General features: G+C 65.0%; 18 protein-coding genes. 6 read left to right on the top strand and 12 right to left on the bottom strand.

The window, feature by feature from the left end:
• Positions 1-4: 4 nt before the first annotated feature.
• Positions 5-1,414 (bottom strand): aldehyde dehydrogenase family protein, encoded by a 1,410-nt coding sequence (locus FCN77_RS22415; protein WP_217496184.1) that lies wholly within the window; start codon positions 1,412-1,414, stop codon positions 5-7.
• A complete protein-coding gene (locus FCN77_RS22410) occupies positions 1,407-2,519 on the bottom strand; it encodes a homoserine dehydrogenase (RefSeq protein WP_254678696.1) in 1,113 nt (370 codons plus the stop codon). The genes FCN77_RS22415 and FCN77_RS22410 overlap by 8 nt, the downstream gene beginning before the upstream one ends.
• A 299-nt stretch (positions 2,520-2,818) precedes the next feature.
• On the opposite strand from FCN77_RS22410, the gene FCN77_RS22405 reads away from it, so the two are divergent.
• Positions 2,819-4,279, top strand: coding sequence for an amino acid permease (locus tag FCN77_RS22405; RefSeq protein WP_137324051.1), 1,461 nt, complete (start codon positions 2,819-2,821; stop codon positions 4,277-4,279).
• 204 nt (positions 4,280-4,483) lie between these two features.
• Complete coding sequence (locus tag FCN77_RS22400) at positions 4,484-5,260, top strand: IclR family transcriptional regulator (RefSeq protein ID WP_175417358.1); 777 nt, start codon at positions 4,484-4,486, stop codon at positions 5,258-5,260.
• Here the strand turns inward: FCN77_RS22400 and FCN77_RS22395 are convergent.
• The 3 genes from FCN77_RS22395 to FCN77_RS22385 are packed head-to-tail and all read right to left on the bottom strand — an operon-like array spanning position 5,253 to position 7,298.
• Positions 5,253-6,014, bottom strand: a complete 762-nt coding sequence (locus FCN77_RS22395) for an IclR family transcriptional regulator (RefSeq protein ID WP_137324049.1) — start codon at positions 6,012-6,014, stop codon at positions 5,253-5,255. The two genes, FCN77_RS22400 and FCN77_RS22395, sit on opposite strands and share 8 nt — an antisense overlap.
• Before the next feature lie 43 nt (positions 6,015-6,057).
• Entirely contained in the window at positions 6,058-6,867 is an 810-nt protein-coding gene (locus tag FCN77_RS22390; protein ID WP_254678695.1) for a cyclase family protein, read from the bottom strand.
• The gene (locus FCN77_RS22385) at positions 6,864-7,298 is read right to left on the bottom strand and encodes a hypothetical protein (RefSeq protein WP_368074297.1); all 435 of its coding nucleotides are present in this window, start codon (positions 7,296-7,298) and stop codon (positions 6,864-6,866) included. The genes FCN77_RS22390 and FCN77_RS22385 overlap by 4 nt, the downstream gene beginning before the upstream one ends.
• Before the next feature lie 164 nt (positions 7,299-7,462).
• On the opposite strand from FCN77_RS22385, the gene FCN77_RS22380 reads away from it, so the two are divergent.
• Genes FCN77_RS22380 through FCN77_RS22370 form a run of 3 tightly spaced genes read left to right on the top strand, consistent with a single transcriptional unit; the run spans position 7,463 to position 9,725 of the window.
• Positions 7,463-8,839 carry an NtaA/DmoA family FMN-dependent monooxygenase gene (locus FCN77_RS22380; protein WP_137324047.1) on the top strand — a complete coding sequence of 459 codons (1,377 nt, stop codon included), beginning with the start codon at positions 7,463-7,465 and terminating at the stop codon, positions 8,837-8,839.
• Positions 8,840-8,880: 41 nt separating this feature from the next.
• Complete coding sequence (locus tag FCN77_RS22375) at positions 8,881-9,213, top strand: metalloregulator ArsR/SmtB family transcription factor (protein ID WP_137324046.1); 333 nt, start codon at positions 8,881-8,883, stop codon at positions 9,211-9,213.
• 14 nt (positions 9,214-9,227) lie between these two features.
• Positions 9,228-9,725, top strand: coding sequence for an SRPBCC domain-containing protein (locus tag FCN77_RS22370; RefSeq protein WP_137324045.1), 498 nt, complete (start codon positions 9,228-9,230; stop codon positions 9,723-9,725).
• 87 nt (positions 9,726-9,812) lie between these two features.
• On the opposite strand, the gene FCN77_RS22365 is transcribed toward FCN77_RS22370, so the two are convergent.
• Positions 9,813-10,010 carry a hypothetical protein gene (locus tag FCN77_RS22365; RefSeq protein WP_175417357.1) on the bottom strand — a complete coding sequence of 66 codons (198 nt, stop codon included), beginning with the start codon at positions 10,008-10,010 and terminating at the stop codon, positions 9,813-9,815.
• Positions 10,011-10,414: 404 nt separating this feature from the next.
• Here FCN77_RS22365 and FCN77_RS22360 point away from each other — a divergent pair, with 404 nt between their 5' ends.
• On the top strand, positions 10,415-11,140 hold the full coding sequence (locus FCN77_RS22360; RefSeq protein ID WP_137324043.1) for a DUF2306 domain-containing protein: 726 nt from the start codon (positions 10,415-10,417) through the stop codon (positions 11,138-11,140).
• On the opposite strand, the gene FCN77_RS22355 is transcribed toward FCN77_RS22360, so the two are convergent.
• The 6 genes from FCN77_RS22355 to FCN77_RS22325 all read right to left on the bottom strand — a co-directional run bounded on the left by FCN77_RS22355 (position 11,100) and on the right by FCN77_RS22325 (position 20,695).
• Positions 11,100-12,857: a thiamine pyrophosphate-dependent enzyme gene (locus FCN77_RS22355; RefSeq protein ID WP_137324917.1), complete on the bottom strand. Its 1,758-nt coding sequence runs from the start codon at positions 12,855-12,857 to the stop codon at positions 11,100-11,102. The two genes, FCN77_RS22360 and FCN77_RS22355, sit on opposite strands and share 41 nt — an antisense overlap.
• Before the next feature lie 205 nt (positions 12,858-13,062).
• Entirely contained in the window at positions 13,063-14,577 is a 1,515-nt protein-coding gene (locus FCN77_RS22350; protein ID WP_137324042.1) for an amino acid permease, read from the bottom strand.
• Between the two features lie 109 nt (positions 14,578-14,686).
• A complete protein-coding gene (locus FCN77_RS22345) occupies positions 14,687-15,628 on the bottom strand; it encodes a glutaminase (protein ID WP_137324041.1) in 942 nt (313 codons plus the stop codon).
• Entirely contained in the window at positions 15,625-17,223 is a 1,599-nt protein-coding gene (locus tag FCN77_RS22340) for a CdaR family transcriptional regulator (protein WP_137324040.1), read from the bottom strand. Before FCN77_RS22340 ends, FCN77_RS22345 begins: the two co-directional genes overlap by 4 nt.
• A 524-nt stretch (positions 17,224-17,747) precedes the next feature.
• Entirely contained in the window at positions 17,748-19,064 is a 1,317-nt protein-coding gene (locus FCN77_RS22330) for a dicarboxylate/amino acid:cation symporter (protein ID WP_137324038.1), read from the bottom strand.
• A gap of 209 nt (positions 19,065-19,273) precedes the next feature.
• The gene (locus tag FCN77_RS22325; RefSeq protein ID WP_137324037.1) at positions 19,274-20,695 is read right to left on the bottom strand and encodes an aspartate ammonia-lyase; all 1,422 of its coding nucleotides are present in this window, start codon (positions 20,693-20,695) and stop codon (positions 19,274-19,276) included.
• Positions 20,696-20,771 lie beyond the last annotated feature (76 nt).

The raw sequence follows: 20,771 nt of genomic DNA, 5'->3' as shown, positions 1-20,771 counted from the left end.
CCCGCTAGCTCCTGATGCAGACCACCTTGGGCTGGGTCATCTCCTCATAGGCGAAGCGGACGCCTTCGCGGCCCATGCTGCCGTACTTGGACCCGCCGAACGGCATGCCGTCGAACCTGTAGTCGGAGGAGTCGTTGATCATCACGCCGCCCGCGTCCAGTTCCCGGACCGCACGCATGGCCACCGCGAGCGATCGGGTGAAGATGCCCGCATGCAGGCTGAAGTCGATGGAGTTCGCCAGCTCGATCGCTTCGTCGTAGGAACTGAACACCTTGAGCATGACTACCGGTCCGAAGACTTCCTCCAGCCAGAGGCGGCAATCCTCCGGAACTGACTCCAGGACCGTCGGGAGCAGGACATTCCCCTCGGCCTGGTTGCCTGCCAGGACCGTGGCACCGGCGCTGATGGCCTCGCCGATCTTATGCTGGACCTCCCTGACCGCGCCGGGGGTAATCATGGGGCCAACGTCGGTCCGTTCCCCGGCGGGATCGCCGGTGACCAGTGCAGTAGTGGCCGCCACGAACTTCCGGCGGAATTCGCTGTAGACGGAGTGGTGGACCAGAATCCGCTGCACCCCCACACAGTTCTGGCCCGCGGCCCAGAACGCCCCGGATACACATGATGCCACCGCCTGGTCCACGTCCGCATCGTCCAGGACGATCACCGGCGCGTTGCCGCCCAGGTCCATGGCGAGTTTCTTCAGCCCGGCCGCACGGGCGATTGCCTCACCGGTCGCGAAGCCGCCGGTAAAGGAAACCATCCGGACGTCCCGGGTCGCGATGATGGCCGCCGCGACGTCCCTCCCGCCGTGGACCACCGTGAGGACCTCCGTCGGAAGGCCGGCGTCGTACAGGGAGTCGGCCAGCAGCTGGGCGGACAGCGGCGTGAGGGCTGACGGCTTGAGCACGACGGCGTTGCCCCCTGCGATCGCCGGACCCACCTTGTGGGCCACCAGGTTAAGGGGATCGTTGAACGGCGTGATGGCCGCAATGATCCCGAGCGGCTCCCGCGTGAACCAGCCGGTCCGGTCCTCCGATCCGGCATAGGAGTCGAAGGGGATGACCTCGCCGGCACCGCGCTTGGCCTCCTCCGCGGACAGCCGGAGGGTGTTGATGGCCCGATCCACCTCCTTGCGCGCCTGGCGGATGGTTTTCCCGGCCTCCGCCACGATGGTCCGGGCGAACACCTCGCGTCTGCGCTCAATGTCCTCCGCCGCTGTGGACAGGATGGCGGCGCGTGCATGGCGGGACAGGGACTTTGCCGCCACGGCGCCAGAGCGCGCCGTGGCCATAAGTGCAACAACTGCGTCGACGTCGGTGGTGGGGACGGCTCCGACAACCCTGCCATCGTAGGGACTGGCCACCTCGTGGAGCTGGGGAACCCGGACATCCTGCAGAACGGTGGTATCAGACACGAGCCAGGCCTCCTTCTTCCTTGGCAGCCTCAACAGAGCCGGCGGCGGCAGGGGAGCCGGCGGCGCCGCGGCCTTCCGCCGCCTGGTGGATGGCGATGATGTCGGAGAGCAGTGCGTAGGCCGTCTCGATGCGTCCGGCGCCCGGGCCGGAGACCGTCACAGGGCCCAGCAGGTCAGTTTCGAACGAAACTGCGTTCGTGGCGCCCGAGATGCCGGCAAGGCTGTGCTCCAAATCGATGGCCCGCGGTGCAACGCTCGCCGCGATGCCGCCGTCGGGAGTCCGCCTGGCGGATCCGATCAGCTTCCAGCGCCGGCCGGCTGAAGCGGCTGCCCGGATATCCTCCGGGGTTACTGCGGAGATGCCCTCCCGCCGGATGTCCTTCAGCTGCAGGTTCCCGCCGAGCAGCTCGTTGGCGAGGATCAACACCTTCAGTTGCACGTCAAAACCCTCAAGGTCCGCGGCAGGATTCGCCTCGGCGTAACCCAGATCCTGGGCCTCCCGGACCGCCTCGCCAAGGTCAAGGCCGGCTTCCATGCGCCCCAGAACGTAGTTGCTGGTGCCGTTCATGATCCCTTCGAAGCCGTTGAGTGTCAGCCCGCTGAACATCTGCTTGGCAAGCCGGATCACCGGAGTGCCGCTCATGACGGCACCCTCAAACTCGAAGCGGACTCCCTGCTGTTCCGCCAGGGCTGCCAGTTCCCGGCCCCGTAGTGCCACGGGTCCCTTGTTGGTGGTGCAGACGCTCTTGCCCGATTCCAGGGTCCAGCGGACGTGCGAAACCGCGGGCTCGCCGTCGTCGGGATTGGTGAAAGTGGCCTCACAGATGATGTCCGCTGTGCAGTTGCGGATCACCGCCTCGTTGTCCGGCTCCTCGGAACCGCCGTGCTGGGCAAAGGTCTCGCCGTCGCTGCCCAGCGCCAGGGCCATGGACAGATCAATGCCGTCCGCGTCCACCAGGGAACCGAGGCGCAGATCGGTGATGGCAACTACACGCAGGCCGAAGCCCAGCTCGGCGCGGAGGGCTTCGCCGCGGGCGGCGATCAGTTCGGCCAGGCTGCGGTTCACTCCGCCGAAGCCAATAAGTGCAAGGTCGTAGGTGGTCATGCCGTGTCCTTCTCTCGGGATTGCTGGTGGTTCCATGCTCAGGCCGGTCCGTGCCCGTCCCGCCATGTGATTCCGCCCAAAGGACTGCGCAAAGTGACCAAGGATGACGCCGTTTGTACCGTTGCCACTTAATATTCGTGCAATATATGCATCTAGGGATGTTTTTAAAGATCAAAAGAGCGTTTTGATGTTACTTTCATCACAACGGTTGGGTTTACCGGACTGGTCCCCAACCCACTCCGAGGCTTTCCGGTGCATCAATCCCGTTCGCACCTCGACTACTTTCCCGGGAGCAATTCATGGAACTCTCTTCCACAACACGCTTGGATCCGCAGGCTTCTTCACCACTTGAACCGGGACCCGCTGAATCAGAGCGCGGACCGGCGCCGGGGCTCCGCCGGTCCATGGGCCCGCGGCACCTGGTGATGATCGCCATGGGCGGCGTCATCGGGTCCGGCCTCTTCCTCAGTTCGGGCTACACGATTTCCCAGGCCGGCCCGCTCGGCGCAGTCCTCGCCTACCTCGTGGGCGCCTTCGTCGTCTACCTGGTCATGGCCTGCCTCGGCGAGCTGGCCATCGCTTATCCGGTCTCAGGCGCATTCCACATCTACGCCGCCAGATCCATCGGTCCCGCCACCGGTTTCACCACGGCCTGGCTCTACTGGCTGTGCTGGGCCGTGGCCCTGGGATCGGAGTTCACCGCGGCCGGACTGCTCATGCAGCGCTGGTTCCCGGGAATTGAGGTGTGGGTCTGGTGCGTCGTCTTCGCCTCCATACTGTTCGCCCTGAACGCCGTCTCCTCGCGTTTCTTCGGCGAATCCGAGTTCTGGTTTTCCATCATCAAGGTGAGCGCCATCGTTGTCCTGATTGCCTTTGGCGGCGCCGCGCTGGTCGGGTTTCACCCGCTGGCCGGAGGTTCCCACCACCCGTTCCTGTTCGAAAACTTCAACACTTCGGGCGGACTGTTCCCCAACGGCTTCTCCGGCGTCCTGGTGACCGCCCTTGCGGTGTTCTACGCGTTCTCCGGTTCGGAACTCATCGGCGTCGCAGCGGGTGAAACCGCCAGCCCCGAGACCAGCATTCCCAAGGCAATGCGGACCACCGTGTTCCGCCTGCTGATCTTCTTCGTGGGCGCCATCGGTGTCATCGCCGCCACCATCCCCTTTGACCAGGTGGGCCTGGACGAGAGCCCCTTCGTGACGGTCTTTTCCTCCATCGGCATTCCCTATGCCGCGGACATCATGAACTTCGTCATCATCACCGCCCTGCTCTCCGCCGGAAACAGCGGTCTGTTCTCCTGCGCCAGGATGCTCTTTTCCCTGTCCGAAGAAGGGCACGCGCCGAAGGCTTTCCGGAAGCTGACCAAACAGGGGATTCCCCTCATTGCGCTCTGCGTCAGCATGGTCGGCGGGCTGGCTTCCCTGATCAGCAGCGTGGTGGCTCCGGAATCGGTGTATCTGGCGCTGGTGTCTGTCGCCGGGTTCGCCGTTGTGGGGGTCTGGATGTCCATCACGGCGTCGCACTTCTTCCACCGGCGGGCCTTCGTGCGTAACGGCGGAAACATCGACGATCTCGCCTACAAAGCCCCGCTGTTCCCGGTGGTTCCGGTCCTTGCGTTCACGCTGTGCCTCATCTCGCTGATCGGCATAGCCTTCGACCCGAACCAGGTCGCTGCCCTTTACTTCGGCGTTCCTTTCGTGGTCGCCTGCTACGCCTTCTTCCACTTCAAGTACGGGCGACGGCGGCAGCTCACCAGGTAGCCTGCTGCGGCGGTTCGCTAACTAGTCTGCTGTGGCAGGTCTGCGGCAACCCCAGAGGCCCGGCGGCCGAACCAGTGTTCGGCCGCCGGGCCTCTGGCGTGTTCGTCCAAAGGCCGGCCTTCCGGCAAGACCAAAGCCGCCCGTCACGGCTGCCTGCGCTGTGTGAGAATGGGCGTTGAAGTCCACCAGAGGGAGCGGTTCAGCTTGGAATTGTCGGAAGCGTCATCGCTGGGCCAGGGCCTTCGCATTGTCCGGCTCATCGTCGACCGCGAGAAGCAGGGCAGGGGACTGCTGGGTGTATCGCAGCTCGCCGCCGAGCTGGAGATGGACCAAAGCCGCGTTTCCCGGCTTACCCAGGAGCTGTGCGAGCTGGCCATTCTGGAGCGGGTGGAACGCGGACCCTTCCGTGCCGGCCCGGCCTTCTTCCAGCTTGCGGCCAGCCTCAATGTTGGCTGGATCGGCCAGGCCAAGAGCGAGCTGGAGCTCTTTGTGGCGGAGTTCGGCCTCCGGGCCCGGCTGTCCGTCCGTGACGGCGTGCGGGTGATTCTGCTCCGGACGTCCAGCAATGACGGCGTGGTGGGTAGTTTTGTGAAACCGGGCATGGTCACACCTGTCTGGTGCACAGGATCGGGCCGGGCCCTCTTGTGGGACCACAAGGCTGCCGAGGTTGAGGAGCTTCTTCGGGGTGTGGACTTTATCGGCGTGGGCGGCCCCAGGGCGGCCCACTCCGCGGCGGAAGTGTGCGCGTTGATGGAACAGGACCGCCCACAGGGTTTCATCAGGGCGGCCGAGGAGTTTGAGCACGGCGTCCACGAGTTGGCGGTTCCCGTCCGGGATCCGGGTGGGCGAGTGACGGCAGCCCTCACGGTCCTCGGCAGCAGTGCCGCTTTTGAGGTCCGGGCCGAGGAAATTGCCGAGGCGCTCCACTCGGCAGCAAAGCGCCTGTCAGTGGCGGGCTCAGGCCGCGGGGGAGTCAGCTAGGCCGGCCCAGTACCGCTTCAAGCCACCCGCCCCACTTCAGGGCTGCAGCGGCAATCCCCTCGCATTTCGGTTCCAGACGCGCCTTTGATCCCACCACCTGTAAAGCAGCGACGGCCTCGCCGCGGAAGTCGCGAACTGGCACGGCCACTGAGTACAGATTGGGCTCCGCCTCTTCATCCACAACGGAAAAGCCGCGTTCCCGCGCCCGGGCCAGGCGGGCCAGAAAGTCTTCAATGTCGGCGGGAGTGTTGGGGCCATGGCGGACAAAGTCGGTCTGGCTAAAGACGGCCCGGACCTCGGCGTCGCTGGCGTCCCACAGCAGCGCCTGCCCGGCGTCGCTGCAGTAAGCGGGGTAGGGCCGGCCGATCCACGAGCCCACCATCGTGCTGTTGGATGGGACATGCTCACCGATCGTCACGGTGCTGTCCCCGCTGAGGACACCGAGGAAGCAGCCTTCTCCGGTGTCCTCGACGAGCCCCTCCAGCGCCGTCATCCCCTCGGTCCGGAGTCTTTGCTCAGTGAGTAGCTGGGCATCCGTGTAGAGGCTCCAGTCCAGCGAATACTCCCGGTGCTCGCCGCGGAGCAGGAAATGTTCCTGCTGGGCGGCCTTCAGCCCGCGGGAAACCTGGCTGCGGTCCTTGCCCAGATCTGCGGCAATGTCCCCGACGGTCGCGCCCCGCGCACCTCCGCCGTGACGGGAGCCGACGGCGAAGACGACTTGCATTCCGCGGCCCATGCTGGAGATCTTCGACATGGATCCGATCTTAGTAGCTGGCGCCCGGCGGTCTGGCGGATGGTCAGTGGATCGCGAAGACCCGGGCGGGGAATCCGCTTCCGCCATGAGGTTTCGGCCAGGCAGCCACAAGCACCGCCCCTGATTCGGGCAGGCTGTCCAGGTTGGCGAGCAACTCTATCTGCCAGCAGTCCTGGGCAAGGATGTACGTTTCCAGGCTGAAGTCCTGGTGCGACGTCGCCTTGCCCGGGTCCGTATCCGTCTGCTCGTGGCCTATCGCCGTGATGTTCCGCTCGGCGACCAGGAAGGTCAACACGTCCCGGGACCAGCCCGGGGTGTGGCTGACGCCGTCGGAATCCCGGTTAGCCATTGCCTCCGGGTCCGGCCAGCGGTTGCTCCAGCCGGTCCGGAGCGCCACGAACGCGCCCGCCGGAATCCGGCCGTTGCGCTCCTCCCATTCGCTGACGTCATCGAGGGTTGGTGTCGCGTCCGCGTCGCCCGCCGCCCGCGTGCTGATGTCCAGCACCACCAGGGGCAGCATCATCTCTTCAACCGGGATGTTGTCCAGGGTTCGCCCGCCCCGGATGAAGTGCGACGGCGGGTCCACGTGGGTGCCCCACTGGCCGACGATGGAGTAGACGTGCGCCGTGAAGCCGTCGCCCTTTTCCAGGTCGAACAAGGCCGTCCTGGCTTCGTCCGGAAAAGCAGGGAAGTGTGGCTGGCCCGGGTGGAAGGCATGCGTCAGGTCCGTGAACGACCGGCCGGACAGCAGTGACTGAAAGTCCTGCCAGAGGCCGGTGGACTGGATGCCGGTGGCCTGGACTTTGGTGGACTGGGGGCCGGTTGACTGGGCGCCGATGGACTGGACTGTCATGACGCCCGGCCCAGTGCCGGACGGATTGCCGCTGCGGTGGAGACCTGGACCGGATCGGACAGTTCGATGACCGGCACCTCCCAGGGGTGGACTTCGATCATGCGCTCCAGGAGTCGGCCGATGGCCTCCCCGGACAGATCCGCGTCCAGGTAGGTGGTCAGGACAAAGGTGGGCGAAAGGGTCCTTTCACCTGCGCGGCCGAAGGTGGGGTTCGCTGCCGGCGATGCCGTGAAACCTTCGAAACCGAGACTCGATTCGAAGACGTGCCGGTAGTTTCCAAAATCCCCCAGCTCGGGGCATGACTCCAGTGTGTCAAAAAGTGACGCAAGGCCAGGGTCCGCTTTCAGGACCTCCAGATCGCCCTCCACCAGCTGCCTCAACGAGACTGCGGCGATGGGCCAGTGGACGCGGAGTTTGCGCACACTTCTCATTCCAATATTCATGTCTGGATGCCTCTTCCATGGATCGTCCGGAGCCAGTTCGCGTGGCGTTTGCATCATCCTGACAGAAGGTGATGAGCAACACAAGCATATTTATTTGTCTATAATGCACATAGCTCGAAGTTGTTCCGTCCATGAAAGCGAAGTGATCCGTCTTGAGCACCCCCACCTCCCCGCTGCTTTTCGCCCTCTACGAACAGGCCAGCGTCGGTTGCGGCGGCGCCCCGAGCCTCTGGACGCACCCGCTTGATAACCGCCTGGAGCTCAACTCCCTGGACCGCTGGCGGGATGTGGCCATCACGGCCGAACAGGCCAATCTCGATGCACTGTTCTTTGCCGATGTCCTGGGCCTCTATGACGTATACGGCGGATCGGCCGACGCCGCCTTGGGCTGGGCCGTGGAAGCGCCGGCGAATGACCCCTTTATGTATGTGCCGGCACTGGCCGCCCTTACCGAGCGGCTGTCGTTCGTGATTACAGCCTCGACAACGTACGAGCACCCGTTCTCCCTGGCCCGCCGCTTCGGCACCCTGGACCACCTCAGCAGCGGCCGGATCGGCTGGAACATCGTCACGTCATACCTCTCCAGCGCTGCCCGGAACTTCGGCATGGACGAGATGCTCAAGCACGCGGACCGTTACGGCCGCGCGGACGAATTCATGGATGTGTTCTACAAGCTGCTGGAGGGCAGCTGGGCTGCCGACGCCGTCGTCGGCAGCAAGAGCGGAAAGGTGTACGCCCGTCCCGGTTCCGTTCAGCCGATCAGCCACGACGGCGAGCATTTCCGCGTGGACGGACCGTCGCTGACGTCGCCGTCGCCGCAGCGGACCCCCACCCTGTTCCAGGCTGGGTGGTCGCCGCGGGGCCGCGAGTTCGCGGCCAAGCACGCCGAGGTGATCCTGCTGCCCAAGAAGGACCCGCAGGAAATCGCTGCAGGGTTGGCGGACATCAACCGCCGGGCGCTGGAGCGTGGCCGGCCCGCAGGTGAGGTGCGCTCCATGGCGCTTGCCCGGATCATTACCGCGCCCACTGCGATCGAAGCGCAGGACAAGTACGACGGGCTTCAGCGCAACTACCACCTGGAGGCGCAGCTGGTCAGCTACGCCGGCGATACCGGGATCGACCTCAGCAAATACGCCGACGACGAACCGCTGACCACGGCGTCCAACGGGCTCACGTCCTATGTGGTCAAGGGGGCGCCGCAGGAGAAGCCGCTCACCGCCGGGGACGTGCGGCGCAAATTCTCCGAGGTCACGCGCGGAACTGACCTGCTGTTCATCGGAACGCCGGAGGATGTTGCGTCGCAGATCCAGGACCACGCGGCAAAGTCAGGGCTGGACGGCTACATGATCAACCCGCTGGTGAGCCCCGGATCCCTTGATGACTTCGCCGAACTGGTGGTGCCGGAACTCGCCAAACGCGGGCTCTACGACACGGAACCGAAGACCGGCACCATGCGCTCCAGGCTCCGTGCTGACGGTGGGGACCTGATGGCTGGCACGACCTACGGTGCGGGATTCCGCCAGCCTTAACCTATTGACACCCTTCGACAGGCGTCATATTCTACAACCAAATGGTTGTAGATCAGATGAGTGACGCCGAACTGGACCGCCTCTTTCAGGCGCTCTCCGATGCCACCCGCCGCGACATAGTGCGCAGGGTGACGGTGGGGGAGTATTCGGTCTCCGGCCTGGCCGCCCTCTACGCCATGAGCTTTGCCGCCGTCCAGAAGCATGTGGCGGTATTGGAGCGCGCTTCCCTGGTGGCAAAGGAGAAGCGCGGAAGGGAGCAGATGGTGCGCGGCAACCGTGAAGGCCTGCAGAAAGCGCGGCGGCTGCTCGATGAGTACGAGGCGATCTGGCGGCAGCGCGCCGACCGGATCGCAGACATTCTCGCTGAAGGATAGGAAAGGGTTCCGCAATGACTGTTATCAGTTCCACCAAGAATCTCGAGGCACTGAGCTTCACCCTCGTCGCCGAGTTCGATGCGGGCGTTGAGCGCGTCTGGCGGATCTGGGAGGACCCGCGGCAGCTCGAGCGCTGGTGGGGTCCGCCCACCTGGCCGGCCACGTTCGAGCAGCTCGACTTCGAGCCCGGCGGGAAGGCCGCCTATTACATGACCGGCCCGGACGGCACGAAGGCCCGCGGATGGTGGCGGATCACCTCCGTCCAGGCTCCGAACCAGCTGGAGTTCGACGACGGTTTTGCCGACGACAACGGCGATCATGTCGAGGACATGGGCACCACCCACGCGACAGTCACCCTCGAGGACCTGGGCGGGCGCACCCGCATGACAGTACTGTCCACCTTCGAGTCCGAAGAGCAGATGAACAAGATGGTCGAAATGGGCATGGAAGAAGGCATGAAGGAAGCCGCCGGCCAGATCGACGCCCTGCTCAGCGAGCACGCCCACGCCTGATCGCTGCACTAACTGCTTGCACCGGAAACGAAAAAGAACGACGGCGGGAGTTCCCGCCGTCGTTCTTTTTCGATTGGAGTGTGGTGCCTAGACGGTAACGCCCTCGGCGGCCTTCCGGTTCAGGCTGACCGTAAAGGTGTTCGGTCCGCTGAGGGTGACGGCGATGTCGTTGCGGTGCGCGTTGGCCTTGGTTGAAATGTCATGCACCAGGGCGTCCAGCGTGTGGTCAACCGCCGTGCGGTCCCAGATTTTAAGCGTCACTGAGTGATTGGTTTCGAACGTCATTATTCGGTGCCTCATTCATTAATTTGGTCTTGGGCTTCGCGTCGGTGCGGAGCCCGGGACGGGTCTCTCCGTGAACATTCAGAGGCCTTCGCAGCTCGGTGGAGCTCACTGGTTTGGCCTCGTTGCGTCCACCAGGTTGGGTCGTTCTAAGCCGCTGCGTTTTCTGCGCGGAGCGTGAAAACCAAGGCTGCGGCGGCTGGGAAATCGCATTCTCAACCGTCCTTTCCATGATCCACGGCGGGGCGCTGGCGCCTCAAGCCAATATCCGTTCATTGCGCGTGAGACTCATCACAGCGGCCCGCAGGGGCGTTCCCGTGCCGGGATCTATTGACAAGTGTACGGCGTACACCTATGGTCATTCGCAAGAGGTGTACACCGTATACCCAGCCAGCGAAGGGCCCGATATGCCAACGGAAACCATCAGTGCCGCCGTCAAACCCGTCCGGCGCTCCCGGCCCCAGTGGCCCGTGCCCGCCGGGTTGATCCTGCTGAGCCTTATTCCGGTGATCTTCGGGGCCCTGCGTCTTACCGAACTGACCTCCGGTGCCGCTGTGACGCCGCAGAACGCGCGGTTCTTCGCATCCCCCGTCCCGGTCGTGACTCACATTGCCAGCGTCACCGTCTACTCCCTGCTCGGGGCGTTCCAGTTCGTGCCGTCACTGCGGGGCAGGCGAGGATGGCACCGCATCGCCGGACGCATCCTCATCCCGGCCGGCCTGCTCACCGCACTGTCCGGACTGTGGATGTCCGTGTTCTACCCCCTTCCGGACGGCCACACCGACGTTCCGCTCCGGCTGTTCTTCGGCGCCGCGATGCTGCTGAGCATCGTCCTGGGGCTGGCCGCGGTGAGGCAGCGGGACTTCGTGCGGCACAGCGCCTGGATGACGCGTGCCTACGCGATCGCCCTCGGCGCGGGAACGCAGGCCGTGGTGGGCCTCACCTGGATCATTCTGGTGGGGCCCACCGATGTGCCCACCCGGGCCGTGCTTCTTGGGGCGGGGTGGGTGGTCAACCTGGCGGTGGCCGAGTACGTCATCCGCGGCCGCGCCCGGAACGCACCCCGCCGCGCGACGGCGCCCGGCCGAACAGTCAGTAGGCCTTCACCCGCTGTTCCACGACGAGGTGAATGAGGGCAAACGTCCCGTCCCGGTCGATGGCCTGGAACGCGGCGTCGAGGGCCGCGGGGACGTCCTGGTCCTGTGTGACCGTGATGCCGAACCCGCCGAAGGCCCGGGCCATCAGGCCGAAATCGGGGTTCTTAAGCTGCGTGCCCGAAACCCGGGACGGGTAATGCCGTTCCTGATGCGTGCGGATTGTGCCGTATTCCTGATTGTCCATGACGATCACCAGGGGAGTCGCGCCGTACTGGGTGGCGGTGGCCAGCTCCTGGCCGTTCATCAGGAACTCCCCGTCCCCCGCGATGGTGACCACCCGGCGCTGCGGGCTGGCCAGCGAGGCGGCGATGGCCGACGGGATGGAGTACCCCATGGAGCCGTTCCTGGCGCTGATCATGGAGGCGTAGCGGCGGGTGGGGAAGTACCGGTGCGCCCAGTTGGTGTGCTCGCCTGCTCCGAATGTCACCATGGCGTCCTCAGGAAGCCGCGGGACGAGGTTGGCCATCAGGGTGTCCATCCTGGCGGGCCCGTCAGCCGGCGCGGCCGGCGGCAGGGCGGCGAAGGATGCCTGTTCAGCGTGCATCCGGGCCGTCCACGCCTTCCATTCCTCCTTGGCAGGGAGGTCGATGTTCACCAGATCCCGGACGAAAGCCTCCGGCTTGGCCAGGATCTGGCGGGAGACCGGGCCGGAGCGGCCGCGCAGGGAAGGATCGATGGTGACCAGGAAGTTCTGCTTGTTCCAGTCCTGCCGGCACACAAATCCGTCCGTGATCACATCCCCGGGCACTGTACCGACGAAGACCAGCAGGTCGGTTTCCTCCAGGAGGTCGTACGTGGGGCGGGGGCGGCCGTAGCCGATGGGACCCACGTAGGACGGGGAGTCGAAGGAGACGGTTCCCTGGGTGCGCCATTCCGCGGCCGCCGGGATATGGTGCTTTTCGAGCCATCCGGTGAGCTGGTCCGCCGCTTCCTGGGACCAGTCATTGCCGCCGGTGACAAAGAGCGGCTTGGAGGAATTTGCCAGTGCGGTGGCGAGTGCTTCGGCGTCCGTGGTGCTCATGCCGCCCGCAGCAACGGGGATGGTGGGGTGCAGGGCGGGATCCACCTGCTGGCGGATGATGTCTTCCGGCAGGCCCACCACCACAGGGCCCGGCCGCCCGCTCATGGCCGCGAACATGGCTTCGGCAACAATCTCGGACGCCCGCTCGGCATGGTCGAGGACCATCACCCGCTTGGCCCCTGTGTCGAACCATGCCTTGATGTCGAATTCCTGGAACGCCTCGCGGTCCCGGTGGGCGAACGGGATCAGTCCGACGAACAGCAGCATGGGGGTGGAGTCCTGCCACGCGGTGTGCAGGCCAACATGGGCGTTGGCGGCGCCGGGTCCGCGGGTGACCATGGCGACGCCGGGACGCTGGTTCATCTTGCCGTCGGCCTCGGCCATGTACGCGGCGCCGCCTTCATGCCGGCAGACCACCGTGTCGATGTCCGAACCGTGCAGGCCGTCCAGAACATCCAGGAAGCTCTCGCCGGGAACGACGTAGGTGCGTTCCACGCCATGGGCCACGAGGGAGTCAACAATCACGTGTCCGGCGGATTTCAGCGTGCTGCCGCCTTCCAGCATTCCGGGGACAGCCGCCGGGAGGGACTGTGCTGGGATTTGGTTGATGGTGTCGTCTTCGAACGGTTGGGTGTCGGTTGCGGTCATGGTGGATGCGGACTCCGTTGTCATCACTACTTGTCTTCTTGGGTTGGGTGTCGGTTTACGTGCGTTGGGTGGGTGCCGGTGGCGCCTAGTCGGTTTCCGGTCCGGTGCAGAAGAAGCAGCCGTCCTCGCAGCTGTCTGTCATCTGGCTGTCCAGGGGCGGCCGGTGGGGCTGGGGGCTCAGCAGGTTTCGTGGGTTCATGGCGGGCTTTCGGTCGGTTGGGTGGTCTTGCTAGCGGATTGGAGTCGGGTTGGCCACCACGGGCGCGGCGCCGGTGTAGCCGTCGCGGGTTTCGGCGATTTCGTGGATCTGCTTGCGGCAGGCGTACCAGCCGGCCACCATGAGGGCGCAGGCGATGAGGGTGACCAGGAGGGTCAGGGGCGAGTCGATGAAAACCATGACCAGCACGCCGACGAGGAACAGGAGGGAGAGGTAGCCGGTGTAGGGGGCGCCGAACATCCGGAAGGACGGGCGTTTGAGCCAGCCCTTGTCGGCCCAGCGTTTGAGCTGCATCTGGCACAGGACGATGGTGGCCCAGGTGACGACGATGCCGACGGAGGCGACGTTCAGGACGATCTCGAAGGCCTGGGAGGGGACGAGGTAGTTCAGAGGGACGCCCAGGAGGGAGACGCCGGCGGTGATGGCGATGCCGCCGTAGGGGACGCCGGCTTTGTTCATGCGCTGGGCGAACTTGGGGGCGGAGCCGGCCACGGACATGGAGCGCAGGATCCGTCCGGTGGAGTAGAGGCCGGCGTTCAGGGAGGACAGGGCGGCGGTGAGGACCACGAGGTTCATGATCACGTCCACGCCCTGGATGCCGATGGAGCCGAAGAACGTGACGAACGGGCTGACGCCCTTCTGGTAGGAGGTGTAGGGCAGCAGCAGGGCCAGGAGGATGACGGAGCCGACGTAGAACACGGCAATGCGGAAGACCACGGAGTTGATGGCCTTGGGCATGATCTTCTCGGGGTTCTCGGTTTCGCCGGCGGCGGTGCCCACCAGTTCGATGGAGGCGTAGGCGAACAGGACGCCCTGCATCAGGATGATCATGGGCAGGATGCCGTTGGGGAAGATGCCGCCGTGGTCGGTGAGGAGGCTGAAGCCGACTTCCTGTCCGGGGATGGGGGTGCCGAAGATGACGAAGTAGGTGCCGATGAGCAGGAACGCGACGAGGGCGGTGACCTTGATGATGGCGAACCAGAATTCCATTTCGCCGAAGACCTTCACGGAGACGAGGTTCAGGCACAGGACGACGATGAGGGCGGTCAGTGCCCAGGCCCATTGCGGGACCTCGGCCATCCAGGGGACGTAGTGGCCGAAGAAGTTCATGTAGAGGGCGGCGGCGGTGATGTCCACGATGGTGGTGGTGGCCCAGTTGATCCAGTAGAACCAGCCGGCGACGAACGCTGCCTTCTCGCCGAAGAATTCCCGGGCGTAGGAAACGAACGAGCCCGAGGAGGGGCGGTGGAGTATGAGTTCGCCCAGGGCGCGCAGGATCAGGAAGGCGAAGAAGCCGCAGACGGCGTAGGCGATGACCAGGGAGGGACCGGCGGCGTTGAGCCGGCCGCCTGCGCCGAGGAACAGGCCGGTGCCGATGGCCCCGCCGATCGCGATCATCTGGATCTGCCGCGGCTTCAGGCTCTTGTGGTAGCCCTTGTCCTCTGCGTGAAGCAGTCTCTCACTGGCATGCGCGTGGCCGCCATCGGCCTCGTACTGATCAACCTCGTCATTGGGGTTGTTGGGCATGGGTGATCCTTTCGACCGGTTGTAGATCTAACTGATGGGTGGAACAGGAAGGTGCGGGGTCCGGCGGAGCCGGATCAGAAGGGATGTCGGATTCAGAAGGGGTGCCGGATCAGAAAACGGACCATCCGGTGCGGTCGGAGAGATCAGCGAGAGCCGCCGAGCCCGCCAGGGAGTTTCCCTTGGAGTCCAGCCGCGGGCTCCAGACGCAGATGGAGCACTCCCCGGGGACGATCACGAGGATTCCGCCGCCCACACCGCTCTTCCCGGGAAGGCCCACACGGTAGGCGAACTCACCGGCGGCGTCATACATGCCGCAGGTGAGCATGATGGATCCGATGCGTTTTGCCTCGCTCCGGGAGACTACGGTGCCGTTGGTTCCGTGCCCGCCGCGGGCAAGGAACAGTCCGGCCTTCGCCACCTGGACGCAGCTCATCATGATGGAGCACTGCCTGACGTAGTTTTCCACCACGGCCTCGGCGGCCCCGTGCAGGTTACCGAAGTCCTTCAGGAAGTGGGCAAGGGCCAGGTTGCGGCTGCTGTTGGCCAGCTCGCTCTTTGCGGCCAGCTCATCAATGAACGGACCTTGGCCACTGTGCTGCCCCACTTGGCCGCCAAGGAACTTCAGGACATGCCCCGCGGCGTCAGGGAACCGTTCCATCAGGTGGTCGGTCACCACCAGGGCGCCCGAGTTGATGAACGGGTTCCGGGGGATCCCGTGCTCCACTTCAAGCTGCACCAGGGAGTTGAACGAGGTTCCCGACGGTTCGCGGAGCACCCGGGACCACAGTGTGCCGGGGTCATCGGCGCTGAGGGCCATGGCCAGGGTGAACACCTTGGAGATGCTCTGGATCGAGAAGGGAAGGTGGGCGTCGCCGGCGCTGAACACTTCCCCGGACGCGGTGGCCACGGCAATCCCGAAACGGTCGAACGGCGGCGAGGACAGGTGGGGAATGCCGGCGGGAACCGATCCTGCTTCATCCCGGGGCCGGTGGCTGCGGACAATGTCAGCCAGGACCGGGCCAAGAGGCGGTGAATCGAGTGCTGTCATCATTTCGTGCCCAGATGCTCCTTATGCGTGCCGGCCCACTCCTGGATGTGGAGCAGGGCGACCAATGAATCACGGGGATTGCTGAAGTTGAGGCCGGTGAGCCGGCCCACCTTGCTGATCCTGTAGTAGACGGTGTTCTTATGCAGCTTCATCCGCTGGGCGCATTCGGCCACGTCCAGCGACGCCTCGAAAAACGCCCGGAGGGTTTCGGCCAGCTCGCTGTCATTGCGGAGGAGGGTCCAGAGGCTGCGATGGCGGAAGTCGGAGGCCGTGAAGGTCTCAACTGCCTCGTGGAACAGGATGTCCACTTCGAAGTCGTCCACCGTGGCCACGCAGGCGGTCCCTGACCGCCGCATGCAGCCGAGCAGCGCTTCCGTTTTGGCCGTCACGGAGTGAATCGACAGCAGGTCGGGGGCGATGGGTCCCACTGCCGCGAACGGACTGATGCCCAGGTGCTTCCCGGCGTCCCGGACAATGGCTTCGGCGAGGCTCCGGAGCCCGGCTTCGGCGTTGGCGGACTGAAGGGCCGGGATGATCACGGCGGTGTCGCCATTGAACTGCCCCACGACGGCTGAGGGTTTATAGGCCGCCGCATGGATGGACGCAAGGTTGGCGAGTTCCCCGTGTTTGAGGGCTGCATCGTCTTCCTGCGCCCCGGCTGCTGACATTCCCAGCAGGATCAGTGCCGTGGGGCGGTCCGCGGGGATCTTCTCGCTGTGGGCGCTCGCCGCGGCTTCCGCCGGACCCGAAAGGATCCGCGCAATCCGGTCCTCGCGCATGTGCACTGACTGCTGGTTGCGGTAGCGGATCAGCTCGGCTGACACCCGCGCGGCCGATCCGGTCAGGACATAGTCGACGTCGTCGCCGAAGCCGTCCCCGGTTTCCTGCAGCCAGATGTACCCCATGATGCGTTCGCCGGCGAACAGCGTGATCGCGACGCGCTCCCTCAGGCCGTCCTGGGGCCGGGCCGGAACCCTGACAGGCAGGCGGGTCCGGTGCAGTTCGCGGTAGGCGCCCAGGTCCTTGAGGAGGAGTTCATATTTCCGCGGACCGCGGCGGGCAAGGATCGATGCCTTGCGGAGCTCATCGATGTCATTCGTCACCGTGGAGTAGGCCAGGACCTTGTTGGCGGCGTCCTCGATGACCACGTGGCTCGACGTTAGGCGTGCCGTGGTCTGTGCGATGGCGAACAGGTCCTCTTCCAGCAGTGTGAGCACTTCGCTCTGGTAGCTGCGCGGCGTGATCCGGTCCTTTGCGATGGACAGGAGCCGGTCCCAGTCGGCGGCCGGGTCCACCAGGAGGAGGCCCGTTCCGGCTGCCCGGAGCAGCTCTTCGGCTTCCTCCAGTTCGCCGGGGCTGCCCTTGACGGCGAGCACCAGGGGAGGATTCTTCAGGAGGCGCCGCACCGCCGGCAAAGCCGAGCGTCCACGAACGCCGATCAGCAGGACAAACGCGGCGCCGCCGTCGGCCGTCTCGTCGTCGGCGTCAACAATCAGGAAGCGTTCAATCCGGGATTCAGCGCGGGACGGCCGGAGGATGAGACTGGCGAAACCCAAGGGGAGATCCGACAGGATATCGTCCACTGTAGCTACGGCCATGGGCTTCCTTCTGCATTGATACCCGCCCGGACGGCTCTGTCCGGTCACTCAATGCTATCCAGAGCATTTGCCGGAAACTATGGATGGCGGACTAAATCCAGTGCTGCCTTTTAGGTCCCCGAACCAATACGCTGTCGGTTGGGGGAGAAGGAGGGGATTCCCGGCCGCAAAAGCACAGCGGACGACGGCGGGAGGTCCCGCCGTCGTCCGCCTGATGGCCAGCCCCGTCGGGCTAGGAGTCAGACGCCGTTCTTCCGGGGGCGAGAGCGTAGAAGGGCGTGAACCGTCCTCTCGCCCCGGGGGAAATGTCGGAACGGACGATCGAAGCCGTCTCCAGCGCTGCCAGATGGTATCTGACGCAGTCCCGCGAGGAGGCGACGCCGTTGCTGATGTCGGCTACTTTGCTTGCACCGTTGCTTGCCAGGTAGTCGATGATTTGTGATCTGATCGGTGTGCTTCTCTGGAGCTCTAAGTCAGCCGTCATTGGCCAAGGCCTTTCATCTGGTGTGAGGTGGAATCGCTGGTCAGTGCATCGAAACGAGCTCAGGCTCCCGGCTGCTCCCCGTGTCCTGGCCATCGTCGGAGGTGCCGGCATGCGGCGCTTCCAGCGCCGCCGGTTCGAGGACGGAAGTGGACTTGTCGTGGTTCCGGCCGATGACCGCGGTGGCGATGGCATTTCCCAGGATGTTGGTGGCGGTGCGCCCCATGTCCAGGAGCTGGTCGATCACCAGCAGGACACCGATTCCGGCCGCGGGGATACCGAAAGCAGGGACCACGGCGGCGACAACGACGAGTGAACCTCGCGGCACGCCGGCCATGCCTTTGCTGCTGAGCAGGAGCATGGCGGTCATCGCGATCTGCTGGCCAAGATCCATGTCGATGCCGTAGGCGTTAATGAGGAAGACCGACGCGAAGGTCATGTACATCATGGAGCCGTCCACGTTGAACGAGTAACCCAAGGGCAGCACGAAACCGGTGGTGCGCTTCTCGATGCCGAACTTGGTCAGGCCTTCAATGAGCTTGGGCAGGGCAGCTTCACTGCTGGAGGTGGCGAACGCGATGACCATGGGTTCGCGCACTATCCGGACCAGCCGGAAGGCCGCCCGTCCGAGGAAGGCGACGGCGACGGCGATCATGATCGCCCAGAGTGCGGAGAGGGAGACATAGAAGCCGCCGATGAACGACGCGTAGGTTGCGAAAGCGTCCACGCCCTTGGAGGTGAAGGCTGCCGCGATGCCGGCGAAAACGCCCATCGGGGCCGCCTTCATCACGTATCCGGTGACCTTCAGCATGACGCCCATCAGTTCGTCGATGGCGTCCGCTATGGAGGAGCGGCCCTTCTTCCGGAGGTTCAGCAAGGCGATGCCGAAGAGAGCGCCGAATACGAGGATCTGAAGGGGGTTGTTTTCCGTCAGTGCGGCGAAGACGCTCGTGGGGATGATGTGGGTAACAAACGCCTGGTAATCGAGGGGCTTCGTTTCCATCCCCGCGTCACCTCCCGGCATCAGGTTGAGCCCGTCACCGACGTTCAGCAGATGGGCTGTGATGAATCCGAAGGCGCCCACCAGGATGGAGGCGGACAGGAACCAGATCATCGAGCGGCCAAAGAGCTTGCCCACCCCGGCGGATTTGGCCGCTCCGGCGATGCCGGACACCAGGGTGGCGAAGATCAGCGGGGCAATGATCATTTTGATGAGGTTAAGGAACATGTGCGTCACGGTGTCGAGGACGGCCACGACGGACCCGCGCGTGTCCACCGGCAGCAGCCAGTGGAAGAGCAGCCCGCTGAGGATTCCGAACACGAGCGCTGCCAGAATCCACATCGTTGATTTGTTTTTCATAGTCACTCCTTGGGTAGAGGCCGGGTTGGTGGCCCGGTGCCGGCACGGTCCTCGTCATCGAGTTCCGTTTTCTCTGTCGTCGGTGGGGAGTTTGGGCACGGCGGTGTGCCCCTGCTCCCTGGTCGGGCTGGGTAGGAGGTGCTTCGGTGGGTGGGGCTGCAACCGCTGGGTTCCCTAGCCGGGCTTGCGGGGTTAGGGAGCGGTTGGGATTATTTGCTGAGGTTGGCCAGGCGTTCGGGGCTGAGGAGTTCCTGGAGTTGTTCGTCGGTGAGGAGGCCGTGTTCGAGGACGAGTTCAGCGACGCCCTTGCCGGTGGCGAGGGCTTCCTGGGCGATGGCGGTCGCGGTGGTGTAGCCCAGGTGGGGGTTCAGGGCGGTGACCAGGCCGATGGATTGTTCCACGGTGAGGCGGAGGTGTTCGGTGTTGGCGGTGATGCCCCGGATGCAGCGTGCCGTGAGGGTGCGGCAGGCGGCTTCGAGGTGGGAGATGCTCTTGTGGAGGCTGTGGACGATGATGGGTTCGAAGGCGTTGAGCTGGAGTTGCCCGGCTTCGGCGGCCATGGTGATGGTCACGTCGTTGCCGATCACTTCGTAGGCGACCTGGGAGACGACTTCGGGGATGACCGGGTTGATCTTGCCGGGCATGATGGAGGATCCGGACTGCACGGCGGGCAGGTTGATCTCGCCGAAACCGGCGCGGGGGCCGGAGGAGAGCAGGCGCAGGTCGTTGCAGATTTTGGAGAGTTTCACGGCGACGCGTTTGAGGACGCCGGAGAGGTGCACGAACGCGCCGACGTCCTGGGTGGCTTCGATGAGGTCGATGGCGGTGACCAGGGGCAGGCCGGTGATTTCGGCCAGGTGCCGGCAGGCGGTGTCGGCGTAGCCGGCCGGGGCGTTCAGGCTGGTGCCGATGGCGGTGGCGCCGAGGTTGATTTCGTGGATGAGCAGGTCCGCTTCGGCGAGCCGGAGCCGGTCTTCGCCGATGGTGACGGCGTAGGTGCCGAATTCCTGGCCCAGGGTCATGGGGACGGCGTCCTGTAACTGGGTGCGGCCCATTTTGACGACGGTGCGGAACTCCACGGCCTTGGCCGCGCACGCTTCTTCGAGTTCGGCCAGCGCGGCGAGGAGTTCCCGAACGGCGAAGATCGTCGCGAGGTTCACCGCGGTGGGGTAGACGTCGTTGGTGGACTGGGAGAGGTTGACGTGGTCGTTGGGGTGCAGGCGGGCGTAGTCGCCTTTGGGGTGGCCGAGGATTTCCAGGGCGCGGTTGGCGATGACCTCGTTGGCGTTCATGTTCGAGGACGTCCCCGCACCGCCCTGGATCACGTCCACGACGAACTGCTCGGCCAGGTGTCCGTTCATCACGTCGGTGCAGGCGGCTTCGATGGCGTCCGCGCGTTCGGGGTCCAGGAGTCCGAGTTCGCGGTTGGTGCGGGCGGCGGCGAGTTTCACGGCGGCGAGGCCGCGGACCAGGTGCATGTTGGTGGACAGCGGCTGGCCGGTGATGGGGAAGTTCTCCACGGCGCGGAGCGTGTGCACGCCCCAGTACGCGGCGGCCGGGACGTCCCGGTCACCGAGGAGATCGTGCTCGGAACGGAAAGCGGCCGGGGCGGTATCGGCAATGGTGGTCATGGGGTCCTCACAGGGCTTCGGTGACGGGCGTGGACGGGAAAGTCTTGGACGGGAAGATATGGTCTGCGGCAGGCCT

It is taken from the genome of Arthrobacter sp. 24S4-2, assembly GCF_005280255.1.
Lineage (GTDB): Bacteria > Actinomycetota > Actinomycetes > Actinomycetales > Micrococcaceae > Arthrobacter.
This window is presented reverse-complemented; position numbering and strand designations above follow the sequence as displayed.

What these genes read in the sequence shown, in the direction of transcription:
- FCN77_RS22410 (WP_254678696.1), bottom strand. Translation starts at nt 2,519, where the DNA reads ATGACCACCTACGACCTTGCACTTATTGGCTTCGGCGGAGTGAACCGC.
- FCN77_RS22405 (WP_137324051.1), top strand. Translation starts at nt 2,819, where the DNA reads ATGGAACTCTCTTCCACAACACGCTTGGATCCGCAGGCTTCTTCACCA.
- FCN77_RS22395 (WP_137324049.1), bottom strand. Translation starts at nt 6,014, where the DNA reads ATGTCGAAGATCTCCAGCATGGGCCGCGGAATGCAAGTCGTCTTCGCC.
- FCN77_RS22390 (WP_254678695.1), bottom strand. Translation starts at nt 6,867, where the DNA reads ATGACAGTCCAGTCCATCGGCGCCCAGTCAACCGGCCCCCAGTCCACC.
- FCN77_RS22385 (WP_368074297.1), bottom strand. Translation starts at nt 7,298, where the DNA reads ATGAGAAGTGTGCGCAAACTCCGCGTCCACTGGCCCATCGCCGCAGTC.
- FCN77_RS22375 (WP_137324046.1), top strand. Translation starts at nt 8,881, where the DNA reads ATGGTTGTAGATCAGATGAGTGACGCCGAACTGGACCGCCTCTTTCAG.
- FCN77_RS22370 (WP_137324045.1), top strand. Translation starts at nt 9,228, where the DNA reads ATGACTGTTATCAGTTCCACCAAGAATCTCGAGGCACTGAGCTTCACC.
- FCN77_RS22365 (WP_175417357.1), bottom strand. Translation starts at nt 10,010, where the DNA reads ATGACGTTCGAAACCAATCACTCAGTGACGCTTAAAATCTGGGACCGC.
- FCN77_RS22360 (WP_137324043.1), top strand. Translation starts at nt 10,415, where the DNA reads ATGCCAACGGAAACCATCAGTGCCGCCGTCAAACCCGTCCGGCGCTCC.
- FCN77_RS22355 (WP_137324917.1), bottom strand. Translation starts at nt 12,857, where the DNA reads ATGACAACGGAGTCCGCATCCACCATGACCGCAACCGACACCCAACCG.
- FCN77_RS22350 (WP_137324042.1), bottom strand. Translation starts at nt 14,577, where the DNA reads ATGCCCAACAACCCCAATGACGAGGTTGATCAGTACGAGGCCGATGGC.
- FCN77_RS22345 (WP_137324041.1), bottom strand. Translation starts at nt 15,628, where the DNA reads ATGATGACAGCACTCGATTCACCGCCTCTTGGCCCGGTCCTGGCTGAC.
- FCN77_RS22340 (WP_137324040.1), bottom strand. Translation starts at nt 17,223, where the DNA reads ATGGCCGTAGCTACAGTGGACGATATCCTGTCGGATCTCCCCTTGGGT.
- FCN77_RS22330 (WP_137324038.1), bottom strand. Translation starts at nt 19,064, where the DNA reads ATGAAAAACAAATCAACGATGTGGATTCTGGCAGCGCTCGTGTTCGGA.
- FCN77_RS22325 (WP_137324037.1), bottom strand. Translation starts at nt 20,695, where the DNA reads ATGACCACCATTGCCGATACCGCCCCGGCCGCTTTCCGTTCCGAGCAC.